This window comes from Acidobacteriota bacterium (assembly GCA_016208495.1).
Taxonomy (GTDB): domain Bacteria; phylum Acidobacteriota; class Blastocatellia; order Chloracidobacteriales; family Chloracidobacteriaceae; genus JACQXX01.
In genome coordinates, this window is record JACQXX010000107.1 from 18,982 (window position 1) to 40,904 (window position 21,923).

The 21,923-nt window shown below is 50.1% G+C and carries 14 protein-coding genes; 7 read left to right on the forward strand and 7 right to left on the reverse strand.

Annotation, left to right across the window (positions count from 1 at the left end):
* Nucleotides 1–177: 177 nt before the first annotated feature.
* The 4 genes from HY774_21665 to HY774_21680 all read left to right on the forward strand — a co-directional run bounded on the left by HY774_21665 (nucleotide 178) and on the right by HY774_21680 (nucleotide 6,090).
* Nucleotides 178–924 (forward strand): patatin-like phospholipase family protein, encoded by a 747-nt coding sequence (locus tag HY774_21665; protein MBI4751094.1) that lies wholly within the window; start codon nucleotides 178–180, stop codon nucleotides 922–924.
* Nucleotides 921–2,249, forward strand: coding sequence for a GTPase (locus HY774_21670; GenBank protein ID MBI4751095.1), 1,329 nt, complete (start codon nucleotides 921–923; stop codon nucleotides 2,247–2,249). The genes HY774_21665 and HY774_21670 overlap by 4 nt, the downstream gene beginning before the upstream one ends.
* Nucleotides 2,250–2,379: 130 nt before the next feature.
* Nucleotides 2,380–3,282: an amidinotransferase gene (locus tag HY774_21675; protein MBI4751096.1), complete on the forward strand. Its 903-nt coding sequence runs from the start codon at nucleotides 2,380–2,382 to the stop codon at nucleotides 3,280–3,282.
* A 342-nt stretch (nucleotides 3,283–3,624) separates the two neighbouring features.
* Entirely contained in the window at nucleotides 3,625–6,090 is a 2,466-nt protein-coding gene (locus HY774_21680) for a TonB family protein (protein ID MBI4751097.1), read from the forward strand.
* 74 nt (nucleotides 6,091–6,164) lie between these two features.
* On the opposite strand, the gene HY774_21685 is transcribed toward HY774_21680, so the two are convergent.
* The 3 genes from HY774_21685 to HY774_21695 form a co-directional block, all read right to left on the reverse strand.
* The gene (locus HY774_21685; GenBank protein ID MBI4751098.1) at nucleotides 6,165–6,428 is read right to left on the reverse strand and encodes a hypothetical protein; all 264 of its coding nucleotides are present in this window, start codon (nucleotides 6,426–6,428) and stop codon (nucleotides 6,165–6,167) included.
* A 92-nt stretch (nucleotides 6,429–6,520) separates the two neighbouring features.
* Nucleotides 6,521–7,711, reverse strand: coding sequence for an AAA family ATPase (locus HY774_21690; GenBank protein ID MBI4751099.1), 1,191 nt, complete (start codon nucleotides 7,709–7,711; stop codon nucleotides 6,521–6,523).
* A gap of 25 nt (nucleotides 7,712–7,736) precedes the next feature.
* Nucleotides 7,737–9,230 (reverse strand): AarF/ABC1/UbiB kinase family protein, encoded by a 1,494-nt coding sequence (locus HY774_21695; protein ID MBI4751100.1) that lies wholly within the window; start codon nucleotides 9,228–9,230, stop codon nucleotides 7,737–7,739.
* 282 nt (nucleotides 9,231–9,512) lie between these two features.
* On the opposite strand from HY774_21695, the gene HY774_21700 reads away from it, so the two are divergent.
* Nucleotides 9,513–11,636: a tetratricopeptide repeat protein gene (locus HY774_21700; GenBank protein MBI4751101.1), complete on the forward strand. Its 2,124-nt coding sequence runs from the start codon at nucleotides 9,513–9,515 to the stop codon at nucleotides 11,634–11,636.
* A 342-nt stretch (nucleotides 11,637–11,978) separates the two neighbouring features.
* Here HY774_21700 and HY774_21705 read toward each other — a convergent pair whose 3' ends face one another.
* Together HY774_21705 and HY774_21710 are read right to left on the reverse strand one after the other, a co-directional pair.
* Complete coding sequence (locus HY774_21705; GenBank protein MBI4751102.1) at nucleotides 11,979–12,620, reverse strand: hypothetical protein; 642 nt, start codon at nucleotides 12,618–12,620, stop codon at nucleotides 11,979–11,981.
* Nucleotides 12,621–13,046: 426 nt separating this feature from the next.
* Nucleotides 13,047–17,693: an SMP-30/gluconolactonase/LRE family protein gene (locus HY774_21710; GenBank protein ID MBI4751103.1), complete on the reverse strand. Its 4,647-nt coding sequence runs from the start codon at nucleotides 17,691–17,693 to the stop codon at nucleotides 13,047–13,049.
* 556 nt (nucleotides 17,694–18,249) lie between these two features.
* Here HY774_21710 and HY774_21715 point away from each other — a divergent pair.
* Nucleotides 18,250–19,263, forward strand: coding sequence for a hypothetical protein (locus HY774_21715; GenBank protein ID MBI4751104.1), 1,014 nt, complete (start codon nucleotides 18,250–18,252; stop codon nucleotides 19,261–19,263).
* Nucleotides 19,264–19,336: 73 nt separating this feature from the next.
* On the opposite strand, the gene HY774_21720 is transcribed toward HY774_21715, so the two are convergent.
* Together HY774_21720 and HY774_21725 are read right to left on the reverse strand one after the other, a co-directional pair.
* Complete coding sequence (locus HY774_21720; protein ID MBI4751105.1) at nucleotides 19,337–19,699, reverse strand: hypothetical protein; 363 nt, start codon at nucleotides 19,697–19,699, stop codon at nucleotides 19,337–19,339.
* Nucleotides 19,700–19,776: 77 nt separating this feature from the next.
* Entirely contained in the window at nucleotides 19,777–20,433 is a 657-nt protein-coding gene (locus HY774_21725) for a DedA family protein (protein ID MBI4751106.1), read from the reverse strand.
* A gap of 170 nt (nucleotides 20,434–20,603) precedes the next feature.
* On the opposite strand from HY774_21725, the gene HY774_21730 reads away from it, so the two are divergent.
* Nucleotides 20,604–21,833: a bifunctional oligoribonuclease/PAP phosphatase NrnA gene (locus HY774_21730; GenBank protein ID MBI4751107.1), complete on the forward strand. Its 1,230-nt coding sequence runs from the start codon at nucleotides 20,604–20,606 to the stop codon at nucleotides 21,831–21,833.
* Nucleotides 21,834–21,923: the final 90 nt, after the last annotated feature.

The window sequence follows — 21,923 nt, forward strand, 5'->3', positions numbered from 1 at the left end:
GCAGGTTTTGCAAACGACAAACCCCTTGTCTATGATTGAGTTACATCGTGTTTTCGAAGGTGTTTTTTGAGGCTTTCCCCGCGCGATAAACACAATTGCCAAAGTGTCACAGCCACCTGCCGGAACCGGGCGGCATCACGAGAATGAAGTAAACCCTGAACCCTGAACCCTGAGCTTATGTCACCACGCACATCCTCAACTTCTCGTCCGCGCATCGGTTTAGCCCTCAGTGGAGGCGCCGTCCGAGGTCTGGCACACATTGGCGTTTTAAAAGCCCTGGCCGAACTTGAAATTTATCCCGAGATTATTGTCGGTACCAGCGTCGGCAGTTTGATTGGCGCAGCATTTGCAGCAGGAAAAAACTGGCAGGGCATTGCGGAAATGGCCACATCGGTTTTCTGGCCAAACCTCCTCAACAGCCATCTGCTCGAACAGTTTTGCGACTCGCACCTTCCGGCAACCTTTGCCGATCTTGAGCACCCGTTTGCCGCCGTCGTGACTTCGATTGTGGATCACCAGACGGTGGTCATTCGCGAAGGTCGGCTGGCCACAGCAATCAATGCCAGTTGTGCTTTGCCGTATGTCCGTCGTCCGGTGGTGCGGGACGGAAAATTGTTTGAAGATGGCGGCACCACGTGCGTGCTGCCGTCAGAAGTATGTCGTCAGTTCGGGGCTGATTTCGTGATTGCGTCCGATGTCTGGGGATATGGCTGGTGCTTGCGCGTGGTTGGACTTGACCCGGTGACGAGCCAGGTTTTTCCGGAACATTATCGGCGGGCGCTTCAGTCCACCGACATTTTGATCCAGCCGCCAATTCCGGTGGTTGGGTATCTGCCCGGTCGTCAGGCTGTCCAGGCAATGGTTTCCGAAGGCGAAACTGCTGCGCGTCAGGCATTGCTAGCTTTACAGGAGAATCAGGTATGAATCGAAAACGCGTTCTGATTTTAGGTGCCGCTGGTCGAGATTTTCATAACTTCAATACTGTTTTTCGCAACCACAACGTGTGTGAAGTGGTTGCCTTTACCGCCACCCAGATTCCAAACATTGATGGTCGAAAATACCCGGCGGAACTGGCTGGGGGATTTTACCCACAAGGCATTCCAATTTACCCGGAAGATGATCTCGAACGATTGATAAGCCGCCTCAAAGTTGATGAGGTGGTTTTTTCTTATTCGGACATTGCTCATCAGGATGTCATGCATCTGGCTGCACGTGTGAATGCGGCTGGTGCTGATTTCCGGTTGTTGGGCACCAAAGCCACGATGATCAAGTCCACCAAACCGGTAATTTCGGTGTGTGCGGTTCGAACTGGGTGTGGCAAAAGTCCGGCTTCGCGGCGCATTGTGCAACTCTTGCTTGATGCCGGTTTGAAGGTGGCGGTCATTCGTCACCCGATGCCATATGGCGACCTGGTCAAACAGCGGGTGCAACGCTTTACCACCCTTGAAGATCTGGCCGCTCAGGACTGCACGATTGAAGAAATGGAAGAATATGAGCCCCACCTGATCAAAGGTGTGACCGTTTTTGCCGGCGTGGACTATGAAGGGATTATCCGGCAGGCCGAAACCGAAGCGGATGTTATTTTGTGGGACGGAGGCAATAACGACTTCTCGTTTTATGTTCCGGATCTGGAAATTGTGATTGCCGACCCACATCGCCCAGGCCATGAGTTGACATATTTTCCAGGTGAGGTCAATCTGCGCCGTGCTGATGTGATCATTCTCAATAAAATTGACTCCGCGACACCAGAAGGTATTGCGCTGGTTCGTGCCAACATCCGCGCAGTGAATCCAACCGCGATGGTGATTGACGCTGCGATGCCGTTGACAGTTGAAAAACCAGAGGCGATCCGCGGCAAACGGGTTTTGGTGGTCGAAGACGGGCCAACTTTAACGCATGGTTCGATGAAGTATGGAGCTGGCGTTCTGGCGGCTGAAAAGTTTGGTGCCCGCGAAATCATTGATCCACGACCATATGTGGTCGGCAGTCTGGCCGAGACATTTCATCATTATCCGGGAATTGGCCGACTGTTGCCGGCCATGGGCTATGGTGCCGACCAGATGCACGATCTGGCCGAAACCATCAACCGGATTGACTGTGATCTGGTACTGATTGCCACACCCATCAATCTCTCGCGGGTGATTGACATCAAACATCCAACGTGCCGAATTGGCTATGAACTCCAGGAAATTGGTTATCCAACGCTAGTAGATGCCTTGAATCCACTATTGAAATCAATGGTTAGATAGGGTTCAGGGTTCAGGGTTCAGGGTTCAGGGTTTTAAATTCCTGTCCTGCTGGTCCTTTTTGTCACTTTGGTCCTTTCGTATTGTCCTGAACCCCAAACCCTGAACCCTGAACCCTGAACCCCAGACTCCTATGCCGCAACCCCACGTCATTACCACACTTGCCAAAGCCCAGTCACTTGACAAACTCGCCCTTCCGACTCGTCCTGAGCCGTCCAGGATTTTGATGTGCCCGCCAGACTACTTTGAAATCAAGGATGTCAAAAATGCCTTTATGCAAGGCAACATTGGAACACTTGATAAAGCTCTGGCGCTGGCACAGTGGGACGTGCTGAAAACCACTTTCGAGCAACTTGGAAAACCGGTTGTTACCATTGAGCCGATTCCTGATTTGGAAGACATGGTGTTTTCAGCCAATCAGGTACTTCCGGGACTGGATGAAGACGGTACGCCGTATGTGGTGATTTCCCGGATGCGCTATCCATCACGGCAACGGGAAATCCCCTTCTATCGCCAGTGGTTTGCCAGTCAGGGCTATCGCATTCTGGAAATCGAACAGCCTGACGTATGCTTTGAAGGTCAAGGCGACGCCATCTGGCATCCCGGTCGAAAATTGCTCTGGGGCGGGCACGGCCAGCGCACTGATTTTGCCATCTATCCTGAGTTATCTGAGCGACTTGGTGTTCCGATTATCGCCATGGAACTCAGCACGCCGGAGTTTTACCACCTCGATACCTGCTTTTGTGCGCTCGATGAACAAAGCGTTTTAATCTACCCACAGGCTTTCACCAGCGAAGGGCTGGCGTTGATTCATCGCTTTTTTCCACTGGTTATCGAAGCCCCGTCTGCTGAAGCTCATCAAACCTTTGCCTGCAATGCGTTTGCTTTTGATGGTCGAAAAGTGGTCATCCAGTGGGGAGCGACCAAAACCGTGGCCGAACTGCGTCGGGTCGGTTTTCACGTCACCGAAGTAGACACCAGTGAGTTCATCAAATCAGGCGGCAGCGTGTTTTGTATGAAGATGGAAGTGTATTGAGAAACTGGGTTCAGGGTTCAGGGTTTTCGGAAGGGATGAGGGATGAAGGATGAGGGATGAAAAAATCACTCTGTCACCTTGTCAGCCAGTCATCCTGTCAGAGCTTTGGGTTCAGGGTTCAGGGTTTTCGAATTGAGTTTCTTTTGTCCCTTCAGTCCTTTTCGTCCTTTTTGTCTTTTCTCTTCTCAGTCGCGGGATTTTCCACCTCAAAAAACCGGGAACCAACTTCCCGTTCTGGTGTCAAAGTACACAAATCCAATCAGGACAATCTTTTGAAGAAACAACCGCAGGATGTGTGTCTATCCGTCAAGGCCATCGTGTGGGTGGGAGAGGTCTGTCTATATGCACGTCAAAAAATGGTTGATGCGACTGACCACCGCCATGCTGTGTGTGCTGGCGGTGAGTTTTGGGGTGAAATACAGTTGGGAAATGCCGCTTTCGGCTGTAGTTCAGGCTCAATCTCAGGAAGCGAGTGAAGGTGGGGCGCTGATTATTCTGGATGAAAAACAACATCCAGTTGGGCAATGTGCTCTGAAGCACACCGCAGTCAACGCTTCGTTGAGTGGCAATGTGGGTCGAGTCACGGTTGAGCAAACTTTTGTCAATCGGCACTCCAATCGCCTCGAAGCCGTTTATATCTTTCCGCTTCCGCAAATGGCAGCGGTTGATCGAATGACGATGAATATTGGAGGTCGTGTGATCGAAGGTGAAATCCTGTCACGCGAAGAAGCCGCCCGACTTTTCAAACAGGCACGTGACAATGGTGAAACCGCTGCCTTGCTTGATCAGGAGCGGTCAAATGTTTTCACCCAGTCAGTGACGAATATCCCGCCTGGTGCAACTGTCGTTATTTCAATCAGTTATGTTGAAACCTTAAAATATGAGGATGGTGAATACGAGTTTGTTTTTCCAATGACAGTTGGGGAACGCTACATTCGGGGTCAATCGCCACCTGATTCAGAAACAAAAGGATTGGCCGTGACAGTTCCTGATGCAGCCCGTGTTACTCCACCACTGTCAACTCGTCCAGGTCATGACATTTCCCTCAAGCTTCAAATTGATGCCGGAGTTCCGATTCAATCGGTTGTTTCACCTACGCATCGGGTCATCCTGGATCAATCGAAAACCATGAGCACTGCCGCGCTCCATCTCAAAGCGGAGGCTGAGATTCCAAATAAAGACTTTATTGTGCGGTGCAAGGTGGCTGGTCCAGCCGTAACACAGGGAGTGCTGACCCACAACGGGCCGCTTGGCGGGTATTTCACATTGATGGTACAGCCACCATCAGAAATTCGGGAAAAAGATCTGACACCAAAGGAGCTGGTATTTGTCCTTGATACTTCCGGGTCAATGGAAGGTTTTCCAATCGAAAAAGCCAAAGAAGCCATGGATCACGCGCTCAACGGTTTGTATCCGCAAGACACCTTCAACCTGATTACTTTTGCCGGAGACACTCACATTTTGTTTCCGGAACCTGTTTCGGCAACACCTGAAAATTTGGCGACAGCCCGTACCTTTCTCAAATCCCGGTCTGGCAGTGGTGGAACGGAAATGATGAAAGCAATTCGTGCCGCGCTTGAGCCGTCAGATTCGCAAAATCATCTTCGAGTCGTATGTTTTATGACCGATGGCTATGTCGGAAATGATCTGGAAATCCTCAGCGAAGTCAAAAAACACCCGAATGCCCGCGTGTTTTCATTTGGAATCGGCAGTTCGGTCAATCGGTTTTTGCTTGAAGAAATGGCGCGGCTCGGGCGCGGAGAAGTTGAATTTGTGGGGCTTGAGGATGATGGTTCGGCGGCGGCGCAGCGATTTCACGAACGAGTTCGCTCGCCGTTACTGACTGATATTTCAATTGATTGGGGAAGTTTACCGGTAAAGGATGTCTATCCAGTCAATATTCCGGATTTGTTCAGTGCCACACCAGTTGTGGTTACAGGAAGGTTTAATGGGCAGGCTCAGGGCGAAGTTGTGCTCCGTGGAAAGGTGGCTGGGCGGCCAGTTGAGCAGCGAATCCAGATGGAATTACCCGCCACTGAACCCCGGCACGACGAACTGGCAACGTTGTGGGCCCGGCAGCAACTCCGAGAGTTAATGCGTGAGGACTATGAGGGTTTCCAATACGGAAGGGTATCGTCCGATCTGGAAGCCAGGGTCACGCAGCTTGGTCTGAAATATCGGTTGATGACACCGTTTACTTCATTTCTGGCGATTGATCGTGGTCCAGTTCAAGGTGGCAAACTTGAAAAGGAACAGGTTCTGGCAGCAGCCCCAGATAAAGGAGATGGCGACGGATCCGTCGGTCCTCAGGGGCCGGCGACTGGTTTGGCAGGGTTTGGAGATGGGGATGGGGATTTTGGGGATGGGGAAGCCTCCGGGGCAGTTGCGTCTCCAGTGTTTGCTCCACCGAGGGAGGCACCAAAAGAGATCGTGAACACGCCTCCGCCTGCGAAGATAAGCTGTGCTGACCCAAATTTGTTACCTATGCCCGCACCCCCGCCCCCGCCAGGCAGACAACCTGCCCCACCTTCAGTTGTGAGACGAAGCGAAGGCGTTATGCGCGGGAATGCACTCACTCGGGTCACGCCCGAATACCCGAAGCTTTCTGCACGGGTTGCGGGGGATGTTGTGGTTGAACTTGTAATTGACGAAAAAGGGAATGTCGAAAGCGTGCGTGTTGTTTCCGGCCATGCCTTGCTGCGACAGGCGGCTATCAATGCTGCCTGGCAGTGGAAATTCAAGCCCACGTTGCTCAATAAAGTTCCTGTCAAAGTCACAGGGATTCTGACATTTCGATTTACCCTGTAGTCAGTCACCCGAGTGGATGGCCCCGTCAGGCGGGGGCATCCACTTAAATTATTAAAACAAGATAATATGTTGTTCTATTCAGTTGAAAGCTGGGCTAAAAACTCAGTTTGAAAGCGATGGGCTTCGCTGAGTGCATCTGGAGCGGCAAGTCGTGGCCAGGCATTTCTTAGTCCCTGGGCTTTTGTTTGATAGTCACGCTGTGTTTTGCGAATCCGAGTTGCCTTTGATTGCTGGCTCAGTCGCGCTTCTGGAGCCGGGTAACACTCAATACCTCTTGAAACGGCCTGATCATTTAGAAATAAAGCTGCAACCACCCAGGCTTCAGTGTTTGAGGACAAACTCGCGGCGACCTTCCAGGATAGAATTCAGGGCTGCTTCAATCACGATTTTGTCTGTCGGTCCTTCGGCGGCTAAGGCAATGCGTAAAGAGTCAGACATTAGGAACGCCTCCAAGCAAGCTTGTCATCCACATGCGAGAAAGTGTCCATTCGGCGTTTGGTCGAGCTTTGAGGGCTGTTGCTAAATCAATGTGTCTCACAACTGTGTGCCCGTGGTTATTTCTATCTACTGTAAAAAGCCGGATTTCTGGATTATTCAGTGGTAAGCCATCCAGAATCGCTGGATTATGAACCGTGATGAGCCATTGTTGTTTTTTCTCAAGCCTGACAGTCCACGAACACAAAGCCGTCATAAGCCTTTGTGCAAGACGAGGATTGAGCGCCTGATCCAGATTGTCAACAGCAAGGCAGGAAGGTGATTTGGGATGGAGCGCAAGCACAGCGGCAAAAAGGATGTAGAGTGCTCCTTCGCTGGCATCATATCCGGTCAATTTATTTCGCCTTTTGGCCATAAATCGGTCTTCAAACTTAATTACCTGAGGAGACCGTGCCGCTGACGGAGATAGTGGAAGCCCAATTGAAGGACCTGCGGAAAAATCACTGGCCCAATCAAGCAGGTCACGGACTTCGTCAAGAACCTCAAGCAAAAGGTTCTTTTTTTTTGCAGCCGACAGTATCTCTGTGATTGTTTCAGGTAACCGCCCACCCGCCAATCCTACAGGCAGTTGCGATTGTTGATCTTGAACAAGACTTCGTAAGGTCGGTGTGTTGGGGCAATGAATACGATATCCTCGAAGCTCGTCCATAAGAGTTAATGCCGCATCCCCAGGTTCCAGATTTACAACCCCAAGTGCGGCTAAACCTTGTTCTTGATTGCGCTTACCGTGTGTTTTAACTCCACGAGTTACGACCTTTTTGCCTTCAGCGCCGTTAAGTCTCTCGGTTTTAAATCGCCAGGCTGGCTCAGGATCTGAAATCGGATTCCAGAGATTTACTTCATAACGTGCTCCTTCATTTGAGGTGGCACCAAATGTGAGATGAGGTACTTTATCTTTCGTGGGGAAAGCCGCTTTGTAGAGTTTTGGCACCCCAGGTCGGACCCCACGCCGTAACAGAGCTTCGTCATCTACTCGACCTGATGCCGCAGCACCAAGTACTCCCAATCCCTCTAGCAAATTGCTTTTTCCGCTCCCGTTTGCACCGATGAAAACATTGATTTGGCCAAGTTCCAATTCAAGCTTTACCAGCGACTTAAAGCGTTCGATTTTCAGGGTTCGAATCATATTTGAGGTTTGGTTCAGAGTCTTTTCATGCAAAATAAAGTGATACCGCGCTTTTGGCCAGCGTGTAGAACCGGTGCCAGTCAAACTTGCCGGAGCGCACATCGTGCAGGCTTTGCCACACTTTTTCGCGCAATTTGGCGCTGTCACGCCGGAAGAGAAAATCACGCGCATAGGGCCGGGCGACTTCAAGGAAGTTAAATTCCGGGTTCATCTGGATGCTGATGCCTTCGAGCGTCATCAACGCCCGCATAATGAAGGTAAACGCCGTCGGAGTGGTAAATGGGTATTTGTAAATGATTTCGCCAAGTTCGTAGGTCAAATCCTTAAAGCGAACTTCCGAAAGCTTGATGTCAACCTTGCGTTTGAAAAGATCCACCACAATCGGACGAAATTCATCAAGGTTGACTTCTGGCGAGAGAAATTCGAGGCTGATCAGGTCGTTGACGATGCCGTCGAAGTCCCGGTCAAGAATGTGAAAAAACGCGCTCACCATCTGGCTCTGGAGTTTGGGTGTAATCCGACCAACCATCCCGAAATCAAAAAATGCCAGCCGGCCATCGCGCATCACCAGAATATTGCCCGGATGCGGATCGGCGTGGAAGAAGCCGTCTTCAAGAAGTTGTTTAAAATAGGCCCGGTGCATGACCTCGTTGACTTGCCGGGCATTGATCCCAGCCGCAGCCAGTGATTTGGTGTCAGTCACTCGAATACCCTGGATAAATTCCATGGTCAAGACCTGGGACGTTGAATATTCCCAGTAAATAATCGGGACGTGAACTTCGGGCCAGGATGCAAAATTTTTCTTAAATCGCTCGGCATTGCGGCCTTCCATTCGGTAATCCATTTCTTCATGGATCACCCGTTCAAATTCATCAATCATCCCGAGCCAGTCAGCGCCTTTGAAAAATTGAGGGTATCGGAGCAGAAACCGGCCAATCCGGCGCAAAATGGCCAGATCCAGGGTAATCAGAGTTTCCAAATGTGGGCGTTGGACTTTGACGACGACTTCTTTGCCGTTTTGCAGTCGGGCACGATACACCTGACCCAGACTGGCCGCTGCAATCGGGTCGGGTTCAAAACGGGCAAAGACCTGCTGGGGTGGGCGACCTAATTCGCGTTCGATGATGGCGTAGGCTTCGCGGTTTGGAAATGGAGGGACTCGGTTTTGCAATTTGGCCAGTTCATCTACATAAGCGACCGGAAGCAGGTCGGCTCGTGTTCCCAGTGCCTGTCCAATTTTGATAAAGGTTGGCCCGAGTTTGATAAGTCGTTCGCGAAGTCGGGCGGCTTGCCGACGCATTCGCTGTTCGGTGTTTTCATTCTGGCCGCGTTTTCGCAGCCAGCCACGCAGATCGAAATACAAATACAACCCAAACCCAGCCAAAACCCAGATCACATAGACGAGTCGGAAGCCATACTCCAGTCGGGACGGCGCCTCCGTCTTGGGTCGAACGGCAGGAAGGGACGCCTGTGTGGCAAGGACCTGAATTTCACTCCTTGAGGGCAAAACAGTTGACATGATGTGTATTCCTTTGAATGCTTGGAGGACTCACCACTATATCAAAAAACAAAATAAGCACAAAAGCACGACCACGAAAAGGGTGCTGATCCTGATACCTGATACAAAGTGTTTGGTGCTCAGTTTTGAAAACCCTGAACCCTGGAAGGATGACTGAATGACAAGGTGACAAGATGACAAGGTGGCAGGATGACAAGATGATTTTTCCTATCCGTCATCGCTCATGACTCATCGCTTCCGAAAATCCTGAACTCTAAACCCTGGTTTTCAAACCCTGAACCTATGGCGAAACAATCCAAAAAAAAGACGGAACTGACAGTCAAAGAGGCTACAACATCGGCGCAACCTCAAAAAACGACCCAATCTTGGGCAACTGGTTTTCAGACCTGGCTCCGGTCATATCAAGCAGAGCTTGGTATTGCCCTTGGCCTCCTGGTTTGCATCGCCATTGTTTATAGCAATGTGGTCACGTTTGGGTTTGTTGATTTTGATGACCTTCAGTTTGTGACTTCAAATGCTGAGATCAAAAAGGGATTTACCCTAGAAACAATCAAGTGGGCATTTACCACCACCTATGCTTCAAACTACTGGATGCCCGTGTCGTGGTTTTCACATATCCTGGACTGGTCGTTATTCGGATCAAAGGCTGGTGGTCACCATCTGACCAATGTGTTGTTTCATGTCGCCAATACATTGTTGTTATTTGGGTTATTGCGATATCTCACCGGGCAGGCATGGCTGAGCGGAGTGGTGGCGTTTTTCTTTGCGGTTCACCCCATGCAGGTTGAACCAGTCGCCTGGATAGCGGCGCGCAAGGACCTGATTTGTACATTTTTTGGATTTCTGACTCTATGGGCCTATGTCTGGTTTGCCCAACCCAGGCGAAACTGGCTTGCCTATGGGCTGACCTTGATGTGTTTTATGCTCTCGCTGATGGCCAAGCCGTTGGGGATTGTCGTACCGCCGGTTTTAATCTTACTTGATATCTGGCCGCTCAATCGCTTACCGGAACCGTTCAGTTTCTCCTGGGTGACTTTGAAAGAACACCTGCTGCCACTGATCCTTGAGAAAATTCCGTTTGGGTTGTTTGCCCTGGCCATTGTGTTTTTCACCCGAGCCAGTGGAAAAATCGCTGGCGGCTCGGAACTTCAGATTCGAAGACCTTCAACCACATTGATTTGGGATGGGTTCAGTGGGTATGTCTACTACATCAAAAAGCTGTTTTTACCAACCAATCTGGCCATTTTTTATGATGTTCCGTTAACGCCGTTTTGGCTTGGTCTGCTGTGTCTGGCGGTACTGGTCTGTCTCTCTGGATGGGTGGTGTTACTGAGTCGTCATGAGCGGGCGGTGCTGGTCGGCTGGCTCTGGTTTGGTGCCACTCTGTTGCCAATGGTGGGGTTTGCCAATCTGAATACTCCTCGATCTGATCGGTATGCCTACTTTTCATTTATTGGGTTGTTCTTGATTGTGGTTTGGGGAGGGCACGTGTGGCTTCAATCAAACCAGGCTCACAGAAAAATGCTGCAACTGGCTTTAGGGTTTTTCATGGTGGCCTGTATTGGGTTGTCCTGGGCACAAACCCAGGTTTGGAAAAACAACCTGACCTTGTTTCAGCACGCGGTTGGTTGCGGAGTCAGTAACTTTGTCACGGAGTCAAATTTAGGGGTGGAGTATCTCAAAAATAATCGGCTTGAGGAAGCTGAAAAACACCTCAAGGAAGCCCATCGGATGGATCCGACTTTTGTCACAACGCTCTCTGCATTGGGAAGAATTTATGAGCAACGGGGAAATCACGCTGAAGCGATCAAATATTACGAACAAGCACTCCGGAAAAGGCCCGAGATGCCTGATCTGTTATTCAACTATGGCAATGCACTGGTAAACCTCAATCGAGGGAATGAGGCTTTTGAATACCTTCAGGATGTACTGAAGTCTGATCCAAAACACGCCAAAACCTATTGTGCCTTGGGTACCTACTACTTCAACAAGAAAATGTACCCGGAAGCCACTCAGCATTACTCCAAAGCCATTGACCTTCAGCCTGATTTCTTTGAAGCCCGTCTCAACCTGGCCAATGTGTTGACCTCAAATAAAGACCCCAACGCCGCGATTGTCCATTTGAACTATGCCCTTAGGCTCCATCCAGAATCAGCCATCGGATTTCAAATCTTGGGAAATGCGTTAAGTGCGGCCAATCGTCCCAAAGACGCGATTGATGCCTATCAAAAATCACTCTATCGCGATCCGAATCAGGCTGATGTTCATTATCGCCTGGCTATTTTGCTCAATTCGAACGGAAAACAACCTGACGCGATTGGCCACCTGCAAACCGCCCTGAAGTTGAAACCAGGGTTAACCGATGCCCAGAATCTGCTCAATTCACTCCAAACAAAGTCAGGCTGAAGACTGGGGCTGAGGGCTCAGGGCTGAAGACTTCGGGCTAAAGAAATTGGTTTTATTTCATCCCTCATCCTTCATCCCTCATCCCTTCCCTTGCTCCGAGCTTGCGAGTCTTCATCCCTGAGCCCCAAGCCCGATGTCTTCAGCCCTGGTTTTGAATCACAAAAGAAAAAGCCACCGGTTGCCCGGTGGCTTTTTCTTTGAAGCAAATTGGTTGCGGGGGCGGGATTTGAACCCGCGACCTTTGGGTTATGCGTACCACTACAGCTTTCGCTGCCTGAAAATCAGTTTGTGGTCTGGACTTTCTCTTCACCCTCGGTTGATACCGTTCGGGTGCCTGCCATCTTAACTAATGTCGAATATATCATTTAAAACTGAGAACTTTTCAACCACTGAGGGAATTGACGGCATCCACGAGGATGCGCATTCCCAGAGCTTTCGGGCCTCATTTTCTGAATAAATGATCTGGGTTCCAGTCGCTCCAGGTTCATTGTTTTCAGGGGTGAGGTGGCCGGTTGCACCACAGAAACCTGTGATGTGTTCGAGCAACCGTTGTGTACTGGCACGATTGATGTCGGGAAGCTGAATTCCAATCGAGTTGGAATCGTGTACAAACCCGCAATCACTCAGAATCACCGCAAGTCCAATCGGATGTGACAAAAAGCGAACCTTATCGGTAATCGTTTTTTGGTTTGCCCGATGAAACCAATCGTGGATGACTCTCAGTCGGCCTTCCTGCACAAAAGAGAAGCTTGTTTGATCTGCTTGCTGATTTCGAAGAATCTGAACCGGCAAGCCAAACAATCGTCTCACTTCGGAAGCTTTCCACTCAGCCAGGTCAGTTTGTGCCAGACTGTGAACCACGGTAAACGTAGCGCGCAGTTTATGTGGAAGATCCGTTCGGCGCGATGTCGCACCAGCCAGGAGCATTCCGATCACAAATGACCGCTTATATGAAACAGTTATCAAATGATCAATGTCCTTCATCAATGTGTCGGACCTCTTCGAACATCAGTGACAGTCTCTACACCTTCCCAAAAACAAACTTCATTTTTGGGCTTGGCTCGGGATTACCCCACCAGTGGCTTCCCCGAATTTGACAGGTCAACATATGTGAGTTACCCCACATACCGCCCAATGCAAGAACATCTCCCATATCACAGGCAACGACGGTGGTTGTTGTCTGTAAGTGCCAGCTTTGAATTGGTTTGTAGTTAAGTCAAGGCTGACGGGAAGGGTTTTGCGTCTTGAGCCCAACGAGCTACCAGGCTGCTCCACCCCGCGTCACTGGAAACGTCGGATTGTACAGATAAACGAGTGTTTGTCAACGACTAATTTTTCCAAAAGCAAAGAAAAAGGGAGCTTGAATGATTCAAACTCCCTTAACCTTACCTAAACATTCAGTTTAAAGGTTTATCGGATTTTGCTTGGGGCACGAAATTGACCAATGCCGCTTCCCAGGCCATTGGGTGTGCCGACCAGTGTCCAGGTCGTGCCACTCAACAGTTTGCCTTGAATTCGGTTGTTGGTCGTGTCGCTGACCACCAGGAATTCGCCGCCGGTCAGTGACCCAGCCGTGAACACGCTGATGGTGACGCCTTCCGGTGCTCGCACTTTGCCCAGCGTTGTGCCGCTTAAGCACAATGCCGTAGCCGTGCCAGAAGTACCTCCAGCAAATCGGATGACGCGGTTGTTGCCAGTATCGGCGACATACAGGTTGTTGGCTGAATCAACCGCCAGTCCCTGTGGTGCCCGGACACCTGTCAACCCTGAACTCAAACCAGCCAGGACCGTGCCCGTGTTGGCGTTGGTTCTGGTATTGGCGTTGGTAACTTTCAGAATGCGGTTGTTGAGGGTGTCGGCGATAAACAGATTGAAGTTGCTGTCAACTGCCAATCCGTTCGGGGTTCGCACCCGACCGGAGGTCGTTCCACTGGCTGCCAGCAACACACCCGTTCCTGGTGTACCGTCGTTGAAGCGCAGTACCCGGTTGTTGCCACCATCGGCCACATACAGGTTGCCGGCTGAATCCAGCGCCAGACCCCGTGGTCCGCTCACCTGATTCAATCCGGTGCCACTGGTGGCGAAGTTGAACCAGGTGGCACCACTGTTGGTTGACCATTGAATGCGGTTGTTGCCCGTGTCGGCCACATAAATCCGCACACCGTCAAGGCTTGCGGTGACCGCTTCCGGCGTTAGGAATTGACCATTTCCTGTTCCGGAAACCCCGGTTCCGATCACCGTCCAGGTCGTTCCGTTGAACTTCTGAACCCGGTTGTTGGTCGTGTCGGCCACATACAGGGTGGCTGAACCGCTGGCGCAGGATGCTACCACGTCAACAATCATTTGGTCTGAACTTGTGCTACAGGGTGAATTTGAGACAGTCCATTGTAATAGATAGGTTCCAGCCCCCCCAGCCGGTGTAAAGGTAGCATTAAATCCAGTCACAATGCTGAACTGACTACTTGAGGTTGAAGGACCTGACACAACTGACCACATTCCACTACCACTTGTTGGATTGGTTGCAGATAGCCCTACTGGAACCCCTGCACATGTTTGCCGATCTGGACCGGCATTCGCCGTACTCGGGGGCGCAACATAGTTTAGGGCAATAACATCGCTAGTTGGTACACATGGGGACTGTGAAATTGTCCATTGCAATGTATATTGACCAGAAGCGGTTGGCGTGAACGTTGAGGTTGGTGATGTCGGGTTGCTAAACTGTGAAAGTGAAGTGTTTGGTCCAACAAGGACTGTCCAGGCTCCCGTACCTGGTGATGGGGAATTGGCGCCTAAAGTGGTGGTTGTTGGGAAACATAAAGTCTGATTGGATCCAGCTTCAGCCGTTGGTGGCCCAGCATTAACTGTGACTACAACATCATCCGTTACTGACCCAACACATGGTGAATTAGTAACTGTCCACCGCAAGGTATACGTTCCAGTTGTTGTTGGAGTAAAAACAGCATTTGACACAGTTGTATTACTAAACTGTGATGTTGATGTGTTGGGGCCATTAAAGACTGACCAAACACCTGTACCTGACGTTTGCGAAGCATTAAGCGCGGCAGCCCCCCCAGTGCAAATAGTCTGATCAAGCCCAGCATTTGCACCTGCTGGTGGTTGGTTGACGGTCACCACAGCATTACCAATACCTGAAATTGTACAATTGTTGGCATCAGTCCCAGATACCAGGTATGTCGTTGATGTTGTGGGTGATACAGAAAAATTAAATGTTGGCCCGGAGCCGTTTTGCGTACCACCACCGTTGCTGATCGTCACCGTGTATGGACTGGTTCCACCACTCACTGTGACCGAAACGTTGGTGCTGTTGCCGGAACAAATCGTCGTTGTTCCGCTTACTGTGCCACTTATCGTTGGGCAACCGCCAGAGCACGACGAGCAGGCTGGTGTGGCAATCGAAACCGTATCCACACGCCAGTTCGGGTTGGTGTTGGCTACTGATGCATCCCAACCACCCCGCCACCGCAGTTGGATGGATTGACCATTCAGACTGGCTGGCAATGTTGCGGTTGTGGTGACATAACCGGTCTGTGCTCCGGTCCAGGCTTGCCGGGTTGACAGTGGGTTGCCTGATGAGTTTAAGGCCCCAGTATAGCCACCTTGATCAAATGTTGCTCCAAGGGTGACAGCATCCGTCCAGGTTGAGCCGGCATTCGTGCTAATTTCAAGCACCCCGCCGTCCCAGGGGCTTTCAAAGTTCCAGGCGTGACGGAAGCTCAGCGTGACCCCTGTGCTGCCAGCCGGAAGCGCAATGGATGGTGAAATCAGCGCATTGGACGCAACAGTGGTAATGCCGTTGGTAAAGGTGGTGTTTGCCGCTGTATCCGGGTTGGTCGTCGTGCTCGCCCAGCTTCCAACCGATCCAGAGAGAACGGATGTGGTCCAACCTGATGGCAGCGCCGGCGCTGTCACACCATCAAAATTCTGACTGAAGATGGTATTGAGTGCACCGCCACCAAGCACAAATTGATAAGTGACGGTTGTGGTATAGGTTCCGTCAGTGACATCAAAGGTTGCGGTGATGGTGTCTCCACAGTTTCCATTCGCTGTGAAGGTAAATGACCGACTAACAGCGCCGCCGCCACTGGTCAATTGCCCATAGTTTTGGGCGGCGCTCGGCAGGGTGACCCCGCCAGTGGAACGCAATGTCGCTGTGGTATTCGCGCCGGTATTGGCACTCCCCACGTTTTGCAAGGAAAAGGAAACTGTCACGGTTTCACCTGGGTCAATTGCGGTTGTGGCTGGGCTTCCACAATTCCCGTTCGTGATGCTAGAGCCAGCCGCAATGACGGATGGTGAAGGAACCGCATTATCAGTAATTTCAGCGGTCCAGATTTCTTCGCGTCCGCCGCTTCGGCGATCCGTCCAGCTTGGAAAGAACTTTCCGGCAAACCCTGAGAGTCCATTGTAATCGCCAAACTGATTGCCGGAATCAGCCCCACTGATTGTCTCATCGGTGACAGCGGTTGTAACTTTGACCGGGACTTCCCAGGTGACGCCATCGTCATAAGAAGCCTGATACCAGACGTTAACGGTTCTCCGGGTAGAGTCTCCGACCGTGTCATAATAAATCACCCCAAGCGCGCCGCTGGTTTCGTCAACCACCATCCAGGGGTTGTGCTGGTCATTCAACCCGGCCTGATTGTTGATCATGGCTTTGGCTGACCAGCTCGTCCCACCATTGGTTGACCGTGAAAACCAGATTCGAGTTTTGCGTGGTGATGACGCATTTGAGCCAGGTTCGGATCCTGAGGCATCCAGGTCGGCCCAAATCGCATACACATTGTTTTTGACCGCCGTCCGATAGGCGCCAGCCGTGACATAAATCAACACCCGCCGGTTGTTAAATGACGGAACCCCAATATCAAAGCTGTCAAAGGTGGTTGCAATTTGAATCGGGGAACCATAGGAACTTCCACCATTGGTGGATTTCACCAGGTAAATACCTCGACTGCCCGTATCTGGCCAGAAGCCAAAAACGTCGCCAAACGCATTGGTTTTGACATCTGACCCAATGCCAGTGCCGGTTGTTTCACTCCCGCTAACCTGAATTGGGCTGCTCCAACTGCTGAGGCGGCGGCTCATATACACCGGCGCCCCGTTGTGCCAGATGGCATAAATATTGTCTTTAAAGGAAGAACTGCTGCTGTGGTCAACCCACACCATTTGCTTATCCACATTGGTTTGGGTTCCGCTAAAGGTTCCATCTTGAGTCCAGGTCACTCCGTTGTTGGTCGAAACGTAACTTCGACCTCGGAGCGTGCCCCCGGAAATTCCGAGCGTGGTTGACCAGGCACGACCATCCGATGTCCAATCCACAGTTGGGTCAGAATGGAACGAATCGCCTGAAAACAGGCTGAGGTTGGTTCGTCCCCAGGTTGACCCGCTATTGGTTGAGTAATACTGGCTTTGCATCCCGCTTCCGCCGATATTATTTGAGGCAGAAATAATTTTGGATGGATCCCAGTAGTTAATTCGGATATCGGATTCACTCTGAGGAACCGATTGAGACCCAGAAACTCGTTTGTCTGTCCCAATGACTGGAACTCGAACTTCATCCGACGGAGCGACCGGCGGCTCTGGCGTGCCAGGTTGCAGATCAGGATGGGTTACCATCCACTCGTAAATTTCCTTCAGAACAAAGGGATACCCTTTCGTTGGGTCATTTGGCTTCCGAACATAATCTGGCCGGGCTTTGCGCCAAAACACGCGTAACCAGGCTGGTACACGAATGGTGTCGGTCGCTTCATCAGGAGTTAGAAGAGAAAAATCCTGGTTGGCTCGAATGAGAGCTTCGAGGGCACTTCCTTTTGGTGCCCGGGCATTGATCAACTGTTTCTCCACTGATGGCCAGATAGAACCCTGCGATTGGTTGGTTGATTCTGGTTGACCTGGAAGCGAAACCGAAGCCGTGGGTTTTTGTCTTGGGGATTGTGGGTGCGAAGCGGTGGTATTCCCAACTGGATTTACCAGGATTGCTCCACAAATGGCGGCAATGAGCAGCACGACATAGACCGTGCGTCGGGTACAATGATACATGGGCAATTTCCTCTTTGGATCGAGCAAGGCAGACCTTGAAGCAGGCCCGCCGCAAAAGCGTTGGATTTGATTGTTATAAAAAGCAGAGACGCTTTAACGCAAAATGCACTTATGGACTGGTCTCGTGCCAGCTTGATTTTGGTGAGCGTGGGTATTTTGATTTGGCACAGAGGGGGTGTTTTCTTGTGAGGGTTCGAAAGATGAACGCCTGAACAAGGTAAGTTCACAATGACTGAAGTGGGCATCGGAAAAAGTTGAGATGTGTTGGCTTTGGATGAAAGGCAGGAAGGAAGCCCCTGGACCAAAAGAAAGTGCAAAGTGTAGCAGTCTGATATTGAATGGATCAAGTCAAAATGCAGAAGTTCAGGTTTTATTAGGATTTAACCAGATCTGTGGGCGCTGGGAGAGTCGTGGTTGGTCGGATGTGATTTTCAATCAGTCTGATTATTCCCTGATCGAAATTTGTCTCATCGGACAATCCCGTGCTATAAGGGGTGGCCAGTCCAAAAAACGCCTGGTTCCGTCACTTTCATCCCAGTTCATAATGAGAAGACGCATGAAACTTCGTCACATCTGTTCGATGAGCATTCTGATTTTTTTTCTGGTTGTTCAGGCTGCCTGCCTGGATTTTGAGGAGAAAATTGATGAGGGAGTCGTCATCTCAGACAAGGTCGAGGTCATTAGCTCAACGGCATTGATTCACACCCGGTTAGGGCAGGTGAAAAAGGGGGATCGGCTCGACATTACTGACCGCATCACCGCCAATGGCATTGATTACGTCAAAATCCGGTTTCAAAATCAGCAGGGCCGCAACCAATACGGCTGGATTGAAAGCCGGCATATCGTGAGCCAGAAAATCCTGGCCCGGTGTCAGGAATTGCTTCAGAAAGAAGGGGAAAACCTGCCCACTCAAATCCAGGGAAAACTGAAAGTCCAATCCAATCTTCGTCTTTCGGCAAAACGGGATGCTGAAGTTGTGGTGTTGCTCCGCAGTGAAACCGCTTTTGATGTCATCAAACATGCGCGGGTTGAGGAAAAACTGGTGAAGTCAAATTCAGATGAAACTCCGGACCAGCCTGATGATGAAGAAACAGACACCAGACTGGTTGACTGGTATCTGGTTCGATTTCCAAAAGAATCTATCTTCCCAGGTGGATGGGTTTATGGCCCGGCCATGGAATTGATTGCGCCTGAACCATTGCCGAGTCTGGTTGGTTCTGGGCGACGTGTGACGGGATGTGTGCCGATTGGCAGCACTAAGGATAAAGAAGGCGTGCTGCAGACTAACTACATTGTTTTGGACAAGAGCACCTTCAACCGTGACAACTCAATTGACTTTGATCGGATTTACATCGTCGAATGGGATCCAAAGCGAGAGGAATACACCAGCATCTATCGCGAATCAGACGTCCGCGGGACCTATCCGATTGTGTATCAGGTCGGAGATGGCCGAACTGAATTCACTGTTTCTTTGCTCGATAAGCAAAACCGGCCCGTGCGGACAAAATATGAAATTCGACGTGATATGAGCAGCGGATTTTTACAGGTGAAGAAAGTTGGCGGTGCTTAAAGGCCAACGTGTAGAGAGAACAAACTGAGGTCCCGGTCTTGTGGTGTACTGGAAATCTATTGAAATAAGTGATTTATGCGTGTAAAAGCCAACTTTCAACTTTTGATTTTTCCTGATGTACAAAGATATTCACACCTCGGGTTTCCGCCACTGTTTTCGCAATCATGTTTATTCTGGCTTTGTCCGCACAAACACCAAGCCGAAATTCCGACCCTAAATGCTCGGCCAGATAAAACCCGATTTTGAATCTGGTTGATGAATCTATGTTCCCGATACTGCCAGTCAAATCAATCAAAACATGGCAGTTCTTTCTTTTTTGGGATTCTTGTTTGATTACCTGCACCAGTTGAAACATTGTTTTTTCATCAACAAATCCAGAATATTTGATTTCCAGGAACTTCGGCCATTCAATCATTTCAACCGTTTCGTCTTCCATCGGATCCACCTGGTATCATTAAAATTTGCATCTCCAAGAAAAAACATTGAAAACATTAAGGGAACACGACTGCTTTTCTATTCTGCCTGGTGTTTGCTCCCATGGCGTTGCATCCAGAGTTCAAAGACGGCGGGTAGCACTGAAAGAATAATAATCGCAATGATGACCAGCGAGAAGTTTTTCTTCACAAAGGGAACATTGCCAAAGAAATAACCGGCATAGAGCAACAGGCCAATCCACAACAGACCGCCGACGATGTTGTACACCAGAAATCGTGCATAGGTCATGCTGCCAATCCCCGCGACAAACGGGGCAAAGGTGCGAATAATCGGGATAAAGCGCGCTATAATAATTGTCTTGCCTCCATATTTTTCATAAAACCGGTGGGTTCGTTCAAGGTGAGCTTTGTTGAACAATCGTGAGTGCTCCTGGCGAAAAACCTTGGGGCCAATCTGGTGACCGATCCCATAGTTCACGGTATCGCCCAAAATTGCGCCGACACTGAGCAGTACAAACAGAAAATTCACATCCAGCACCTGGCTGGAGGCAGCCAGTGCCCCAACTGCAAATAAAAGCGAATCGCCAGGCAAAAATGGCGTGACCACCAGGCCCGTTTCCAGAAAAATAATCAAAAACAAAATGCCATAGGTCCAAAATCCATACTGGCTTACCAGTTCGTCCAGGTGCTTGTTTAAGTGTAAAATCAGATCAATCAACGAATAGAGGAATTCCATAAGCGTAATGACGTGTCCTGACTAAGGGGCGGGGATAAAAGCCGCGCATTCTAGCACTCTCTGGCGAGAAAGAAAGTCTGACTTTCGACTCAAAAGGAAGGATCGAGCAATCAGGCAGGCTTGATTTTCAGAAAATGAACTCCGAATTTTTCAGTAAAAGCAGGTGAATTATGCCAAAGGAAAAGGTCCAACTGATTGAAATCAATGGAAATGAATCTTCACTGCCAGATCGTGAGCGACCAGTCAAAGATGCCCGTGAGGGGCGACTCATGCCTGAAAAAATGTCTTCAGGGAAAGAATTGATGGAGCTGTTATCGCAACATCGAGGCGAGCGGCATATTGTGGCGATTCAAAATTTTCCCGACCCGGATGCCATTGCCTCCGCCCTGGCTCATCAGATGCTTTCGGCTGAATTTGGAATCACCGTTGATATTGTCTATGACGGATTTATCAGTCATCAGGAAAACCTGGCGCTGGTGCAGTTGCTGCATATTGAATTGCTGGATTATGACGAAAACCTGGATCTGGGACAGTACCAGGCCAGCGTTTTTGTTGATAACCAGGGCACCACCACTGGCCTGACTGGAAAACTCAAGGAAGCCGGGGTGAAACCGCTCGTCATTGTGGATCACCACGAGCGCCAGGGAATTATCGAAGCCCCCTTTACCGATTTACGCAAAGTCGGCGCCACGGCCACGATTTACACTGAATATCTCAAGGACTCACCCATCGCGTTTGAAAAATCAAATCCGCAGCACGTTCGTCTGGCCACAGCGCTGATGCACGCGGTTCGAAGCGAAACCAATGGGATGATCCGTGCCTGGGACGCTGATTTTCTGGCTGCTGGCTACCTTTCCAATTTTGTTGATCAATCCCTGTTGAGTGCCATCTTGAACGTGAAGCGATCCAAACGTGTGATTGATGTCATTAAAGCCGCGCTCGAAAGCCGAATTGTGCGTGATAATTACAGCATTGCCGGGGTTGGGTATGTACGCTATGAAGACCGTGACGCCATCCCGCAAGCCGCTGATTTTCTCCTGACAGAAGAAAATATCCACACCGCCGTGGTGTATGGAATTATCACCAAGGAAGGTGAACGCGAGGTCATCATTGGCAGTTTGCGCACCACCAAAGTGACCTTGAATCCAGACACATTTCTGAAATCAGCTTTGGGAAAAGATAATCAGGGAAATTTTTATGGGGGTGGAAAATACGAAGCCGGCGGATTTGAAATCCCAATTGGTTTTCTGTCGGGAACCTATGACGAAGAGTTTATGCGTGCCAAGTGGAAAATTTATGACTCAATGGTCAAGCGCAAACTCTTTGAAAAGATTGGGGTTGAAAACGTCCAACCGAATACCCACCGCAGTTCAGTCCAGGAAAGGCAGAATGAAGAATGAAGAATGTGGGTAGTGATAGGTGGTTAGTGGTTAGTGATTAGTTCTTGGAATGTATTGAATTCTAACCACTAACCACTAACCACTAAATTT